This is a genomic window from Methylobacterium sp. CM6257 (assembly GCF_054611515.1).
This window is the reverse complement of the sequence record NZ_CM137735.1, coordinates 1,595,168-1,608,471: the sequence shown is the minus strand read 5'-3', so window position 1 is coordinate 1,608,471 and position 13,304 is coordinate 1,595,168. Positions and strand designations below refer to the sequence as shown.

General features: G+C 66.0%; 18 protein-coding genes and 2 pseudogenes. 11 read left to right on the top strand and 9 right to left on the bottom strand.

Translation table 11 applies throughout. The annotated features are described in order from the left end of the window. Window positions 1-173 precede the first annotated feature (173 nt). The gene (locus ACYCO6_RS07735) at window positions 174-389 is read left to right on the top strand and encodes a hypothetical protein (protein WP_459770802.1); all 216 of its coding nucleotides are present in this window, start codon (window positions 174-176) and stop codon (window positions 387-389) included. 3 nt (window positions 390-392) lie between these two features. Here the strand turns inward: ACYCO6_RS07735 and ACYCO6_RS07730 are convergent, their stop codons facing one another. Continuing rightward, a complete protein-coding gene (locus ACYCO6_RS07730) occupies window positions 393-1,295 on the bottom strand; it encodes a LysR substrate-binding domain-containing protein (RefSeq protein ID WP_459770800.1) in 903 nt (300 codons plus the stop codon). 174 nt (window positions 1,296-1,469) lie between these two features. On the opposite strand from ACYCO6_RS07730, the gene ACYCO6_RS07725 reads away from it, so the two are divergent. Beyond that, a complete protein-coding gene (locus tag ACYCO6_RS07725; protein WP_459770798.1) occupies window positions 1,470-2,681 on the top strand; it encodes an MFS transporter in 1,212 nt (403 codons plus the stop codon). Then, on the top strand, window positions 2,576-3,439 hold the full coding sequence (locus tag ACYCO6_RS07720) for a class II aldolase/adducin family protein (protein WP_459770796.1): 864 nt from the start codon (window positions 2,576-2,578) through the stop codon (window positions 3,437-3,439). The genes ACYCO6_RS07725 and ACYCO6_RS07720 overlap by 106 nt, the downstream gene beginning before the upstream one ends. 538 nt (window positions 3,440-3,977) lie before the next feature. Here ACYCO6_RS07720 and ACYCO6_RS07715 read toward each other — a convergent pair. After that, window positions 3,978-4,505 (bottom strand): DUF4142 domain-containing protein, encoded by a 528-nt coding sequence (locus tag ACYCO6_RS07715; RefSeq protein ID WP_459770794.1) that lies wholly within the window; start codon window positions 4,503-4,505, stop codon window positions 3,978-3,980. Between the two features lie 323 nt (window positions 4,506-4,828). Between ACYCO6_RS07715 and ACYCO6_RS07710 the strand changes: the two genes are divergently transcribed. After that, window positions 4,829-5,233: a SpoIIAA family protein gene (locus ACYCO6_RS07710; protein ID WP_459770792.1), complete on the top strand. Its 405-nt coding sequence runs from the start codon at window positions 4,829-4,831 to the stop codon at window positions 5,231-5,233. Between the two features lie 108 nt (window positions 5,234-5,341). Further along, a pseudogene (locus ACYCO6_RS07705) lies at window positions 5,342-5,605 on the top strand (transposase); the annotation flags it as partial. A gap of 162 nt (window positions 5,606-5,767) precedes the next feature. Here the strand turns inward: ACYCO6_RS07705 and ACYCO6_RS07700 are convergent. Both ACYCO6_RS07700 and ACYCO6_RS07695 read right to left on the bottom strand, forming a co-directional pair. Further along, window positions 5,768-6,004: pseudogene (locus ACYCO6_RS07700) on the bottom strand (DUF1643 domain-containing protein); the annotation flags it as partial. A gap of 52 nt (window positions 6,005-6,056) precedes the next feature. Next, window positions 6,057-6,617: a hypothetical protein gene (locus tag ACYCO6_RS07695; RefSeq protein ID WP_459770790.1), complete on the bottom strand. Its 561-nt coding sequence runs from the start codon at window positions 6,615-6,617 to the stop codon at window positions 6,057-6,059. Window positions 6,618-6,643: 26 nt separating this feature from the next. On the opposite strand from ACYCO6_RS07695, the gene ACYCO6_RS07690 reads away from it, so the two are divergent. Beyond that, window positions 6,644-6,940 (top strand): hypothetical protein, encoded by a 297-nt coding sequence (locus ACYCO6_RS07690; protein ID WP_459770788.1) that lies wholly within the window; start codon window positions 6,644-6,646, stop codon window positions 6,938-6,940. Between the two features lie 364 nt (window positions 6,941-7,304). Continuing rightward, window positions 7,305-7,547, top strand: coding sequence for a hypothetical protein (locus tag ACYCO6_RS07685; protein ID WP_459770786.1), 243 nt, complete (start codon window positions 7,305-7,307; stop codon window positions 7,545-7,547). Here the strand turns inward: ACYCO6_RS07685 and ACYCO6_RS07680 are convergent. Continuing rightward, window positions 7,499-7,993, bottom strand: a complete 495-nt coding sequence (locus ACYCO6_RS07680) for a hypothetical protein (RefSeq protein WP_459770784.1) — start codon at window positions 7,991-7,993, stop codon at window positions 7,499-7,501. The genes ACYCO6_RS07685 and ACYCO6_RS07680 overlap by 49 nt on opposite strands. A gap of 457 nt (window positions 7,994-8,450) precedes the next feature. On the opposite strand from ACYCO6_RS07680, the gene ACYCO6_RS07675 reads away from it, so the two are divergent. Next, window positions 8,451-8,717: a hypothetical protein gene (locus ACYCO6_RS07675; RefSeq protein ID WP_459770782.1), complete on the top strand. Its 267-nt coding sequence runs from the start codon at window positions 8,451-8,453 to the stop codon at window positions 8,715-8,717. 115 nt (window positions 8,718-8,832) lie between these two features. Next, window positions 8,833-9,240, top strand: coding sequence for a phage BR0599 family protein (locus ACYCO6_RS07670; protein ID WP_459773470.1), 408 nt, complete (start codon window positions 8,833-8,835; stop codon window positions 9,238-9,240). Window positions 9,241-9,497: 257 nt separating this feature from the next. On the opposite strand, the gene ACYCO6_RS07665 is transcribed toward ACYCO6_RS07670, so the two are convergent. Then, window positions 9,498-9,989, bottom strand: coding sequence for a hypothetical protein (locus ACYCO6_RS07665; protein WP_459770780.1), 492 nt, complete (start codon window positions 9,987-9,989; stop codon window positions 9,498-9,500). Window positions 9,990-10,979: 990 nt separating this feature from the next. On the opposite strand from ACYCO6_RS07665, the gene ACYCO6_RS07660 reads away from it, so the two are divergent. Continuing rightward, window positions 10,980-11,204 (top strand): hypothetical protein, encoded by a 225-nt coding sequence (locus ACYCO6_RS07660; RefSeq protein WP_459770779.1) that lies wholly within the window; start codon window positions 10,980-10,982, stop codon window positions 11,202-11,204. A 64-nt stretch (window positions 11,205-11,268) separates the two neighbouring features. On the opposite strand, the gene ACYCO6_RS07655 is transcribed toward ACYCO6_RS07660, so the two are convergent. Together ACYCO6_RS07655 and ACYCO6_RS07650 are read right to left on the bottom strand one after the other, a co-directional pair. After that, window positions 11,269-11,559: an HU family DNA-binding protein gene (locus ACYCO6_RS07655; protein ID WP_459773468.1), complete on the bottom strand. Its 291-nt coding sequence runs from the start codon at window positions 11,557-11,559 to the stop codon at window positions 11,269-11,271. Between the two features lie 125 nt (window positions 11,560-11,684). Continuing rightward, the gene (locus tag ACYCO6_RS07650) at window positions 11,685-12,038 is read right to left on the bottom strand and encodes a response regulator (protein ID WP_459770778.1); all 354 of its coding nucleotides are present in this window, start codon (window positions 12,036-12,038) and stop codon (window positions 11,685-11,687) included. Between the two features lie 61 nt (window positions 12,039-12,099). On the opposite strand from ACYCO6_RS07650, the gene ACYCO6_RS07645 reads away from it, so the two are divergent. Then, window positions 12,100-12,312, top strand: a complete 213-nt coding sequence (locus ACYCO6_RS07645; protein ID WP_459770777.1) for a hypothetical protein — start codon at window positions 12,100-12,102, stop codon at window positions 12,310-12,312. Between the two features lie 176 nt (window positions 12,313-12,488). On the opposite strand, the gene ACYCO6_RS07640 is transcribed toward ACYCO6_RS07645, so the two are convergent. After that, window positions 12,489-12,920: a MucR family transcriptional regulator gene (locus ACYCO6_RS07640; protein ID WP_459773467.1), complete on the bottom strand. Its 432-nt coding sequence runs from the start codon at window positions 12,918-12,920 to the stop codon at window positions 12,489-12,491. Window positions 12,921-13,304 lie beyond the last annotated feature (384 nt).

Here is a 13,304-nt window from a genome sequence, read left to right as displayed (position 1 = left end):
CCACCAGCCGGGCGGGATGCTTACTGACGCCCGGTCCGCAAACATCCATCCCGATGGCGAAGCAGGCCGCCGCGGTCACCTGGCTTGAGTGCCCGCTCCCCTGACATTCCAGGCCTTATTGGCGTCGGCTCGAGCGTCCTATTCGGTCCACCCATGAGGCCCTCAAGAGTATCGTGCTGAACGCGGGTCTCGCGATCCTGCCGTATTTCCTGGCGCGCACTTGCCCGGACCTCGTATCCGTCCTGCCCGAGGACGTGCGCCTCGTCCGAGCCTATTGGCTCATCGCTCACGCGGATACCCAAGACCACCCGCGGGTCCGCGTGGTCTCGGACTTCCTGACCCGGCAGGCCGAGGCTGCCGGCGACGCCTTCTGGCTGAGAGAGCCCTGATCGTCACCCCGCCCGGCTCGCGGTCTCCACGTCGAGCAGCCAGCGGCGGAAGGCCTGGATTCTCTCCAACGCCCCGTCCCGCTCGCGGTAGCAGATGAAGTGAAGGTCCCGGTACAAGTTCTCCACCCGGTCGGCCCCCAGCCGTACGAGCTGCCCGGCTCCGAGTTCGTCATGTGCGAACCGCAGGGTCTCCAGCGCAACCCCGAGCCCCTGGACCGCGGCCGAGATCACGAGCGAGCCCCGGTCGAAGGCGGCCCCCGCCGCCGCTGCCGGCATCGACAGGCCGTTGCGGGCGAACCACTCCGGCCACCGCACTGGGCTGACGGAGGATTCGAGCCGGGTGAAGCGCTCGACCGTATCCGGCCCGACCGGCCCGATCGCCCGGGCGACCTCCGGCGTGCAGAGGGCAGCGATCTCCTCCGGCCCGAGGGATTCCACGGTCAGGCCCGCCCCGCGCGGAGGCCGGCCGTAGGCGATCAGGATGTCGATCTCCTCGTGCCGGCCGAGATCCACCGGGTCGGCGCTGGTGGAGAGGCGAATGGCGATGCTGGGGTGCGCTTCCACGAAGACGGGTAGCCGCGGGCCGAGCCACTTCGCGGCGAAGCTCGGCGTGCAGTGGACGGCGAGCGACGAGGGCGGCGGCGGGCTCAGCTCCGTGCAGGCCGCCTCGATGGCGTCGAAGGCATCCGTGAGCCCGGCTAACAGGCGCTGGCCGTCGGTGGTGAGCGTCACCTGGCGGTTCGTCCGCCGGAACAAAGGCCGCCCGAACCAGCGCTCCAGCGCCCGGATCTGATGGCTCACCGCGGAGGGTGTCAGGTGCAGCTCCTCGCTCGCCCGCGCAAAGCTGCCGAGCCGGGCTGCCGCCTCGAAGGCCCGCAGAGCGGAAAAGCTCGGGATCCGGCGCATACGGCAATCCATGAATTGAATTCACGAAAAGAGTGAAAAATCGTCGTTTGTCAACGAATCGACGAGAAACGATAGTGCCGGCCGCACCGCGAAGACGGCTGCGAACTATAAGCTATAGAGAGACGTTGCGATGGCGCAGGGGGTCATGACCCTCGTCGAGCCAGCATCGACGAGATGACGCGGATCTACCGCAAGGTTACGCGGCGCCTCGTGCCGTTCCTGTTCACCTGCTACGTCGCGGCCTACCTCGACCGCGTCAATGTCGGCTTCGCCAAGCTGCAGATGCTCAGCGACCTGCAGTTCAGCGAGACGGTCTACCGACTCGGCGCCGGGATCTTCTTCATCGGCTACGTCCTGTTCGAGGTGCCGAGCAATATGATCCTCCACGAGGTCGGCGCCCAGGTCTGGATCGCCCGGGTCATGCTGAGCTGGGCCGTCATCTCGGCGGCCATGATGTTCGTGACCTCGCCGACCTGGTTCTACGTCCTGCGCTTCCTGCCGGGCCTCGCCGAGGCGGGCCTGTTCCCGGGCGTGATCCTGTACCTGACCTACTGGTACCCGTCCGAGCGCCGCGGCGGCATCATCGCGCCGTCCTTCGTGCTCGGCTTCTGCGTCCTCGCCTGCCTCGACGACGGCATCCAGAAGGCCAAGTGGCTGAGCGCCGACGAGAAGGCGCTGCTCTCCCGCAACGTCGCGGCCGACGGCGCCAACGTCACCGCCCACCGCTTCCGCGTCGGCTTCTGGCTGCCGACCCTGATCAAGGGCGCGGGCGTCTCCGACCCGCTGCAGATCGGCCTCCTGACGATGCTGCCCTACGGCGCCGCCGCGGTGGCCATGATCACGGTCGGGCGCCTGTCCGACGCGGCCCGGGAGCGGCGCTGGCACATCACCGTGCCGGGCCTCGTCGGGGTGGTGGGCTGGCTGGTCAGCATCCGGTTCAGCACGGACCTCGTCATCGCCGAGGCGGCGCTGACCGTGGCGACCATCGGCGTGCTCGTGACGCTCGCCCAGTTCTGGTGCCTGCCGACCGCCATTCCTGGCGGGGGCGGCCGCCGCCACCGGCATCGCGGTGATCAACTCGGTCGGCAACCTCGCGGGCTTCGTGAGCCCCTACCTGATCGGCTGGATCATCGACACCACGAAGTCCACGAGCCTCGGCGTCTACACCCTCGCCGCGTGCCTCGCCCTGGACAGCCTCCTGGCGCTGACGGTGCCCAAGCGCCTCGTGAGCCGCAGACGCCCCTCATCCCGTCCCCTCTCGCCCTACGAAAGGACACGCCATGCTCGACGATCATTCCCACGACGAGACCGCCGCCCTCGACCTGCCGAACGACGAGGCCGGCCGCAAGCGGACCTCGATCTACCAGCCCGAGCAGGCCGGCCTGATCTTCCCGGAGATCCCTAAATTCGCCAACCACGCCGAGGAGCGCGAGTACCGCAAGAAGCACCTCGTGGCCGCCTGCCGCGCCTTCGCGATGCATGGCTTCGACTACGGCTTCGCCGGGCACCTGACGATCCGTGACCCGGAGCGTCCGGAGCTGTACTGGACCAACCCGATGTGCGTGCACTTCTCGCAGGTGCGCATGTCGAATCTGATACTGGCCGATCACAAGGGCCGGGTCGTCGAGGGGCGCCATGCCATCAACCGGGCGGGCTTCGTCCTCCACGCCGCCGTGCACGACGAGTACCCGGAGGTGATGGCGATGTGCCACGCGCACACGACCTACGGGACCGCGTGGTGCGCTACCGGCCGCCCGCTCGACATGATCAGCCAGGACGCGGCGGCCTTCTACAACAGCCACGCGGTGATCGGCGCCTCCGCCGGGGCCGTGGCGGTGGAGGAGGAGAGCGGCCTCTCGGTGGCCCAGCAGATCGGCCGCAACCGCGGCGTGCTGCACCAGAACCACGGCCTGCTGACCTGCTCGCGCCACAGCATCGACGACGCGGCTTTCTGGTTCATCGCCCTGGAGCGGGCCTGCCAGCAGCAACTCCTGGTCGAGGCCAGCGGGATCAAGCCGCAGCTCCTCTCGGAGAAGACCGCCCGCTACAGCCGCGAGCACGTGGGCAGCGACTACATTGGCTGGCTGCACTTCCAGACGCTGTACAACCATATCGCCGAGACACAACCCGACATGTTTGCGTGAAAGCGAGGGGCCGGCTGCGAAGCCGGTCCTCCGCCGCTGACCGTATGAGTAGCCCCGTAGCGCGAAGCCGGTCAGGACGGTCTGGTGGCTGCGGTGCTGATCATGCTCCGCGGTCGCGCTGCCCTTCACGCGCTGCGCCAAGCGACCGATCCTGTGTTTTCGATGTCGAAGGCAGAACGGTGGCTTTCGGCCAGATCCGACTGACTGCTTTGCGCTCATTGCAGCGACTCAGCCGAGCTCGACACCGTTTTGGAGGCAGACGCTCCGGTCGAGAAACTCGCGGGTCTGGATTGCGCTGAATCCATACCTTCGAAGCCAGCCACGCGCACGCCTTCTATATTTCAGAAAGCGAAACTTTATCAGATGCCCCGGCCCCAAAATTGGTAGACACTGAGCTGTATAGGTTCAGCGACAACCATGGCCGGGTGCGGCCCCCGTCACGTTTCGCACATTTGCCGAAAGCCGGGACGACGGACAAAGTGGACCCGGCGGACATGCCGGCCTTCTGGGCCGGCATGCTTACCGGGGCGGTACTGCGCTACTTGTTCAGGTCCTGAGCCATCTTTAGGTGCTGCTCCAGGGTTGGCTCGGTCTTTCCAGCCCAAGTTTTGAGGTCTGGATTGTCGCCGCCCTTCGCGTAGCGCTGGAACAGGTCGACAGCATCCTTGTGCGCCTTCACCTGATCCTCGTGGTACTGCTTGTTGAAATCCGCTCCCTGCAGAGTCTTCAGCTTGTCGATCTTGCTCTGATGGGTGGAGTCCAGTGCAGCCGGGATCTCAGCCTTGACCTTGCCGCCCTGGACCATGCTCTTGAGCTCGCCGGACGTCTTCTGGTGGTCCGCAATCATCTGCTGCGCGAATTTCTTCGTCGCCTCATCGCCGCGCTCGACTGCGAGCTGGCTCGACTGCATCTCGAACATGTCGCTGATCGCCGCTTCCTTGACGAAGTCTGCCGTGCTCGGGCTGGCGCCCACGAGCGAGTTCAAACCTGACTTCTCAGTCACCGACTGAGCGTAGACGGGAGTGGCAAGCATGGCACAGGCAGCGACGAGAAACAGCTTCTTCATGGAACCCTCCATTAGTCCCGCGGCAACGCCTGAGGAGGCAGCAATGGTTCCACTGATCAATCTGCCTTGGCGTGGCGGCCGATGAGACTTCTGCCTCCTGCACCTGACCGTACCTTCGGAGCCGCGCGGTGGAAGGTCCGGAATGGGTAGGTCTGAGGCATTCAGCTGAGCCCCGCCGAATGGCCGCTTACCCACGACGAGGGGCCCGATGCGGACTGGGCGCAGCCGCGCCGAAGTCGCGCCGCTCTCGGTCGCCGTGGATCAAAACCGATCGATGCGCCGTTCCAAACAGCTACTTCCAAGGGCGGCGATGAGAAAACTCCATGAACGCAGCACCGGACGGTTCGGTCATCCAGCGCGACGCACCCCGGCCTGATCTCGTCGCCTTCGAGATCAAGGACAGGATCACGAAGCCGGACATCGAGTGGATGTCCTCCATCGCCGACGCAGCCATGAAGGCGCACAGCAAGATCGACATGCTGCTCATCATGTCGAACTATGAGGGCACGGATCTCGGCGCGAGGTTCGACGGCTATGCCAACGAGGTAATGGCCCGCTCGGTCGCGCGCATCCGCGCGTACGTCGTGGTCGGCGCACCGATGTTTGCCCGGGCTATGATCAAGCTGTCGGGGACGATCATGCCAGTGGAGACCAAGACCTTCGATTTGTCCGAGGAGGCTGCGGCATGGGCGTACCTCGCTGAGGCTGGACCGGCCGCGGCGAATTGAGGCCGCCCACCCTCTTGGCTGATCCGGTGCTCAAGATGATCCCTACGCGGCGAGACTGTCAGGAATTTCGTTTGGGGGTGGCCATAGTGGATCCGAAGGAGGATCCCGATGGCCCGACGCAAAGCCCCCCGCATCCCTGACGCGATCCTGGACCAGGTGCTGGCCGGTGCTGATCCGAAATCGGCGTTCGAGGCCGACGGCTTGCTGGACGAGCTGAAGAAGGCCCTGGCCGAGCGCGCCCTCAACGCCGAGATGGGCCACCATCCGGCGGGCGAGGACGCCGGCAACACGCGCAACGGCTACGGCCGCAAGATTGTGACCACCGAGACCGGCCGGATCGAGCTGGCGATCCCGCGCGACCGGCAGGCGACGACAAGCGCCGCGGCTTTCGCCGGGCCCACCAGCAGCGGCTGGATGTCGAAGTGGATTCGGTCGCGCGTGCCAGTCAGGGCCGTCGTCCATGAACTGCGCCCAGGCGCGGCACCGGGCCGCCGACGAGGTGCGCAGCGGGTAGAGGTTCACCGCGGTGAAGCCGCCGCAGCACCATGCCCGGGCGAAGTGAATCCAGCGGCGTACCGTCGGATCGTCTTGCCGGTGATCCGCGGTGCTCGGGTTGAGGCCGATGAAGCAGACGTGGCCGCCCACGCCCGACCAGGTGCGGGTGAGCGCGAAGCGGTTGGCGCCACAGCGGGACAGGTCGGTCGAGCGGGCGATCGTGTCGGCGAACGGCACGCCGCGTAGGTCGCGAGTGGCGTTGGCGGTCGCGCTCATGGCGTCCCCGCGATGTCGAGCGCGCCGGCCGGGGCTGGCAGCTGCCGGCGGATCAGAGGCTGCTGCAAGGATCGCGGTGCGTGACTGCCCGCACAGAGGCGCCCGCTGAGAAGCAGTATCCATAGCGAATGACGTGATCGCATCCAGGGAGACCCGCCATGTCCGTTCTGCACGTCGTCGCGACGGTATCGCTGCTGGTCCCTATCGCGTCGGCGCTGACGCTGGCGTCGTTGGCAAGTTTGGTGATGACGGCGACCGCACTGCAAATGGCGGCTGTCGCCTGCGTGCAGACGCGCTTGAGCGTCCACAGTGTGAGACCACGGTCGTTCTCACAATCATCGTGTCGGATGAGCCGACTCGCGCTCGCGCGCATCCACGCGCGATAGGCAAGAGCAGCATTCACGGCCGCACCTTCGCATCGCCGCCGAACAGATCCGCCTTCGCGTCCTTGGCGTTGGTCTTCGCGCTGAGCTTGCATGAGCGCGGTTTGGCGATCGGCGAGTTGCTGGGTCATCCGACCATACTCGACCCATCTGGGATCGGTGCGCTGCTGCTGGCGGACTTCGCACTCGGCGCAGTCGGCGAGTTCCGCAGCGGTGAAGGCGTCAAGCATGGGCTATCCCCCTCGCACGGAGGGAGGTGGAACGCGCGAAGCCGCTGATCACTTCCTTTCGAGTGGAGCGGACGGCGAACGCGCCGTCCACGGACGGCTGGTCGCCACGCCATGGCTCTGGTCGTCTGCCGCCTCCACAAGAAGAGTGGGAGAACGCGATGACTGGCGGCAAGGACGACGGCACGGCGCCATCTTTGGATGAGGTTGCTGAGCGCGAGGAGGCCAGCAGGAGGCGGATGATCGAGGACGGCGGCCCGCGGCGGCAGCCTCCGGACAGAAAGTCCTCGGCCCAGGATCGACCGAACGGCGAAGTCCCTGAATAGGAAGTGCCCGGCCTCATCGACGCGATGAAGGGAAAGCAGGTCCTCAGACGCAGGCGTCTCCCATGGCGCGGGCGTCGCGGTCGGGCCTCGGCTGCGGAATCGGTTCGTAGGGCTTAAACCACTCTCCACCGGGGTCCGCGAAAGCCTCGCGCTCCGGGCCGCAGCGATCCGCAGGGATGACGCCTTCGTTCACGTCCTGGTACACGGGATCACCGCTCTTGAGCGCTCGCCCGCCGGCGACGCAATGGTCGCGCGTGATGGTGCTGGACCCGGCCCTGCTGCTACTCTGTGAGTTCGGTGGCGGGGTGAGGAGTGCGTGTACCCCGTCCGGAAAGGATCGCTTCCCAGCAGCCGGAGAGGGTCCATGGAACGTAAGACGAAGACGCTGGCCGAGTTGGAGGAGATGCTCCTCGCAGGCCTTCGCGAACTGCCGAATGGAGAGCTCATCGAGGGTGTGAACATCGTGCCGCCGTCTCCCGACGAAGCGGCCCTCGGTGTCGGGGTGTTTTGGAACGAGACCGGAACGAACATGCGTCCGATCGTCAGTTATGCGATTACTTACAGTCGCATGCTGTTCCGTCGGTTTGATGTGAAAACGGAAGAGTAGCATCCGGCGACGAGCTCCATCTGCCCGGGCCGCTGCTCCCACGCGCCCGGCGTCTGCAGAGCGTCCCCGCTGTCGGTCATGCCGCGCGGCCAGCTCTGCGAGCGCCAGTCGTTCTGCGCGATGTCGATGCTGTCGATGGGGGCGAACGGCAAGGACTGGCCGCTGCACTTCATGCCGCAAAGCATGTGGATCCACGGCAGGTGCCGGTGCTCGCTGGCGAGCGCGTTCCAGCACGCGTCCAGCCAGTGACGCCAGAGGTCGGACATCACCTTGCGGGACTCAGCCGTCGAGCCGATGCAGACGCGGGGCCAATCCGAGCACAGGCGCAGCAGTCGGAGGAGCGGCTCGTCCATGTGCCAGACCGGTGCGCCGCGGTATCCGAATGGCCTTTCCCGCAGGAGCGCATCCTGCAGTTGCGAGCCGCCATCGATCACGTCGGGGATCACCGCCCAGGTGGTTGGGAATCCCAGCCAGCGATCGTATCACGCGTAGAAAGCTGGCCAGTCGGTGGCTCTACCGCGCTTCCAGAGGTTGAAGGCGCCATCGTCGAGCATCACGCTCTGGTCGATCTCGTGCAGGCGGGCGACCTGCTCGGGGCGGGCGTGACTGACGCAGAAGTGCCGGCGTGCTGGTAGAGCGCCGCCACGGGCGTGACTGGGGTGCCGTGATAGTGGATCACACTGCCCCCTCGCCGCTCGCCCCGAAGCCGTCGGAGGCGGCAACCCTGGCTCGATTGGTAGATTTGACAGCGCACTTTCTGGGGGACTGCCATACGTTGGAATTGGCCGCCCCAATTGACCGATGATGTGGCAGTAGAGGCCTATATTTGCCTAACTTTACAGCGGCAATCTGCCGGTATATAGACGTGGCGGTCTGGGGAGCGTGTTTTGCAAGGGACACGCTATGACTGATATGATGCCGATCGCGGATGAAGCCGCGACACGCCTGGCTTTTAGCCTCATGCGAAACGCGTATATTGACCTCGCGCATACGCTGCGGAGCCTCGACGAGGACGCCGCGCGCGAGTTGCTGCAAACGGTAGAGTGTCGGATTGAATACAGGCTCGGTTCGTCGGCGCAGTACGCTCCGGACGAGACCCCGCAGGAGACTGTGCTCGCCATCGCTGCCGGACGTGTCCGGAGCGTGCTCCGCGAAGCACTGGAGAACTGAGGCCTTCGCCGGGCCAAGCGGGCACGTGAGGCAGTCCTCGCCCGCTTAGCCGAACTCTGCCGGTCGCTGTAGTTCGGCTCGCGCATCACGCCACCGCCTCGCACACGAACCGGCCATCTGCCCGCGCATCCGCACGCGGCCGGCAGCATCAGCACGTCGTCTTCGTCGTCGCCGGCCATGCCATCGCCGAATTCGATGTCGCTGGCCCGGGTGTCGTGGCACCGCAGATCTGGGCAGTTACCGTCGTCGACGGCCACGCGATCTACGGCGGCACGCCGTCCGACCGGAGCGTGGTGCGCTGCAGGCCCCGGGAGACATCTTCACGGCCTGCCAGGGCTGCGACCACACCCTGGCGGCCTACCGATCCAAGTTCGCCAATGAGACCAACTTCCGCGGCTTTCCGCGCGTGCCTACACCCGAGGTTGCGTTCGAGCGCAAGGAATCTGAAGCTTCGTACCGACCGTCATCGGCCCTTCTCAGACCTTCGGAAGGTCCGGCCGGAGGTTCGATCGCCTTCGAATGACCGAAGGTGGCCAGAAGCGGCCCGTCCGCTTCTGAGCGGGCAAGGCGGTGAAGCGGACATTCTGCGCGGCTCAGATGAATGCCTCAAAGTGGCCCCTTCCGGGCTTTTCACACGAAGCTTCTGAGATCTTTTTCAGCGCCAGTAACGGACATGGGCCAGCGGTCCCGGTGTCAGGGTACTCTGGACTAGAGTCGAGGACGGCTGGGGGCTGGCCATGGCATCGAGGAGCTATCGCGTGTTGCCGCTCCCGACCGATCCTAGGCGATCCAGGTGCCATGCTCATCGCCGATGCCGTGCCACGCCTTGTCCAGCACGTCGCGGCGGTACTCGGCGTCCCCGGTATCCTCGACCATGTTCGCGGCTTTGTGGTGGATCGCCCGCATCGTCTCGATGCTGCCGGTGAGCCGGTGGGCGTGCAGACCGAGGCGGAAGAGGCTGACGCGCAGCGCATAGGCGACCGGCTCGCAGACCAGTTCGCCCAACTCGGCGTTGGGATCATCGCAGAACGGGTCGAGGTGCGTTCCGGTCCATGCCGCTGGGCTGGTGGCGTCCAGCTGACGAAGCGCGGTCAGCACGGCGTCGAGCGCCCCGACGATCTGGGACAGCGGCCCCTCGGTCGGCAGGGCTGCCGCGGCTCGCTCGAGCTGAACGCGCCCCTGCTCACGCGACGTCGCCGCAGGAACGGGTCCAGCGTCCGCTGAGCGGATGTTCGTGCGGGCGTCACCGAATAGGGTGCGAAGATCGACCATGTGGGCGTCCTTTCAGGCGGCACGGGCGAGGGCAGCGTAGGCGGCCCGGATCTGACGCTTGTCATTGGGCGGCAATGCGTCGAGGACGCGGCGGGCGCCGCAACGCGGCCGAGTTGGTCTCGGCCTGGGCGAGGAGCCGGCAGAGGTGAGTGGCGCGGGCCGGCGAGGAAGCGGGCCGCCTGGGGGGAGAGCGCGGAGGCGGGCGCTCTGCTCGGCCGGGTCGAGGTCGGGCACGAATGGGCTCCAGCAGTCGGCAGCGGCCATCATCGCCCGAGCCTCTCGATTCGCTGGGGCGTCAGGGCTTTACGCCAGGCTGTTGATGCTCGGCACTACCTCTGTTGAGCCCGCCCAGCTTGGGGCGGCCTCCTTCGAGGCGCACCCCGCATGTCGCGCAGTGACTGAAGTTCACGCGGTACGCTACTGTTCGGTGTCAAGGTGCGGGCGCGCAGCCAGCCGCTCGCTTCGGCCCGTCTGCATTAGGACGTCTTGCGGACCCGACGAAGCAGAGCTTCGCCAATCGCGCGATGTGGGGCGCGATCCGCACAACTATCGTCCCCTCGTCCTGCCGGCGAGCCGGTAAGCGGTCGCGCAAATTCGATTCGGGGCGTCGCTTCCGGACCCGTGTCATCCGAGCCCGGCACCCCTCCAGCCCGGCCTAGAGCACCGCACCGCGACTTCAAGAATGGGCGGAACAGCCAAGCTCCGGTAAAGCCCCGGTGCAGGTGATTTGCAGCAGCAGAGGACCATGGCGGGAGCACAAGCAAGAACCGTTCACTGCCGGAGCACCCGGCGCAGCCCCGACTTGGAGATCCGCACGAACGGCGTCTCTAGGAGGCGGTCGGCGGCAGAACTCGTCGGACACGACGCTGCCGGACCGCCAGGGCGGCCGCTCACGGCCCACGAACTGATCCAGATGGCCCAAGCCGCGCGAAGGGCCCGGCCCCAGAGGGCCAGGGCAATCGTGCTTCCGGGCGCAGGTCAGGAGTAGGAATGTCGGATATCTTCGTGACGCATAGGTCGGATAGCGGCAGCCGCGAGCCGGCGTACCGGGCGGTCGTCGTCGATGCGCAGAACACGGTCGTCAGCGTCGATACCTTGCCGGCAACCCGGCTCGAAGAGGCTGCAGCACGCGCCCGGGAAATGGCTGCAACCTCGACCGTCTACCTCTGGGAAGGCGTGCGGTTCATACAGCGGTTTCAGCGGGCGGATCACTAGGAAGGCCGCCATTCCAACCGGGCTGGCTGCCGCCGCCCGGACATTTGGAAGCCCCCACACAGCGTCATGCGACCCGGCGAGCCGAGCCGGAGGGAAAGCCAGCAGCGGGTGCTTCGCTACCGTCATTGTGACCGCGGACCATCTCTCGACCCGGTCTGAAAGCGATACCGGACCTCTCCTCCGGTGAGACGGTCGTGCCAGTTCGCGCATTGCGCGCCCATCGCGGTGCACGGAACTTCGTGGAAATGGCGTCGAAGCCCCGCAGTTCGATCCGATCCCCGCCCGCAAGAACGCCTGCGATCCTGTCGAGCACCGCATCCGCGACGGTCTTGGCCTCTCGCAATCTGCCAAGCACCGACGGGGCTCGGATCGCAAACGGCCACGCTTTGACCACGATCCCGGTTAGCTTGGCTGTTTAGTGAAAGGTTAACCCTTGGGGAGGGCGTGACGATCCGAATCTGGCCTGCCGCATCTCATGGCTCAGCCGAGGCTGGCGAGTGCCGCCGCGAAGTCCTCCGCCCGCCAGGGTTTGGGAACGAAGGCCATGCCCTCCGGCAGTTCCTCCGGGCCGACGTAGCCGGAGGTGAGCACGACCTTGAGATCGAGCCGCAAATGCTGAGCGGCCTCGGCAAGCTCCAGCCCATCCGTGCCCGGCCTGCGCACATCCGTGAACAGGATCCGGATTTCCGGGTGGGTTTGAGGAACCTCCAAAGCTGCCGGGCCGTCGCAGGCAGCAAACACCTCACAGCATAGCTTTTTCATGATCTCGACGGCGTTGTGGCGAGCCGGGGTAAGAGTTTCTACCGCTAGGACGGCAGTCTTTTCGCTCTGCAATGCTCAGCCTCGGTAACGCACCAGCACTTTAGTCTTCACGATCAACGCACCAAGGCGATGAATGGCCGACAAACCCGACGATATCGTGCCCGACGCCCCCGTACCGGCAGATCCCGAGGCGGTGATCGCGCGCGGGCGTGAGCTGGCGGCGCAGGCCGATCGACTACGGCGCGCGGCGGATCGTCAGATCGAAGAGGTTCAGGCGACCATCGAAGAGGCTGAGAGCGTCCTGATGCACACGGCCCGCCTCCTTGAGGACGATGCAGGCCGATAAGGCCGCGGCAAAGGTTACAGAATCATCCGGCTCTGGGGCCTGTCCACCGGCCCGTCCTGGACGTGTCGGCTCTGGTCAGAAGCGCGCGGGTTCAACTCAGGTCAGCTCCGCCGAGCCCGCACCGATGCCGCTGCGAGCCCCGGCCGGCAACATCGCCACGCCGACATACCCCAGACCTACTGCCGTTCGACGCGGAGAGCCCAATAGGAGCTCGCCGTTCGGGCAGCCTTGCGGCCCTTCCGCTCGCGCCTAGCCATGGCGCCCGGCTGCCTCAGCCCGAAGGCCTCAGCGATGGCGGAGCGCTGCTCGGTGTAGCTCGGAGCAATCATCGGGTCGTCGGCGGGCAGGCTGTAGCGCGCCCGGTAGCTGCGCGGGTCGAGGCCGTTGGCACTCAGGTGGCACTTGAATGTCTTGTAGGTTCTCCCGTCGACGAAGCTGACGCTCCCATCGTCCCGGACCGACTTGCGGATTTGGGCCGCGCTCGGCTTCTCGACCTCGACGTGTGGGATCGCAGACACCGAACTGCCTGTGGTGGTAAGACCATTGCCCGCAGTTGAGCGCCGAGATGGTCCCGCACGGCCGGGGGCAGAATAGAAATATCTGAGGATTCGGTTTGGGTTAGGCTACCCGAGTCCTGTTTCAGGCCCACGAACACATCCATCAACTCAACCCCGCATGGGAGGGGAATTCGCCGCCCCCGTGCTCTGGCCCGACGCGCTGTCAGACACGTGGCGCCCCTTGCAACAAGCCCCTCCCGACACTTGCGACGGTGGCCCAGTGGCGCCTGTCCGCGGCCCTCGTCAGCATGTCATGTCGCAATGAGCCTGGCCGTACAGTGAACAAATAACTCCCTGGTTGATGGATCGTTTCGTGAACCACTCGCGTTGCGCGAGCCCACAAGGTGCCGCGGCTGAGGTGATGAGACGACCAGTGATCTTCAGCATCATCGACTGTGCAGATGGGCGGTTCGCGGTTCTGGCTATTTCGTCCTC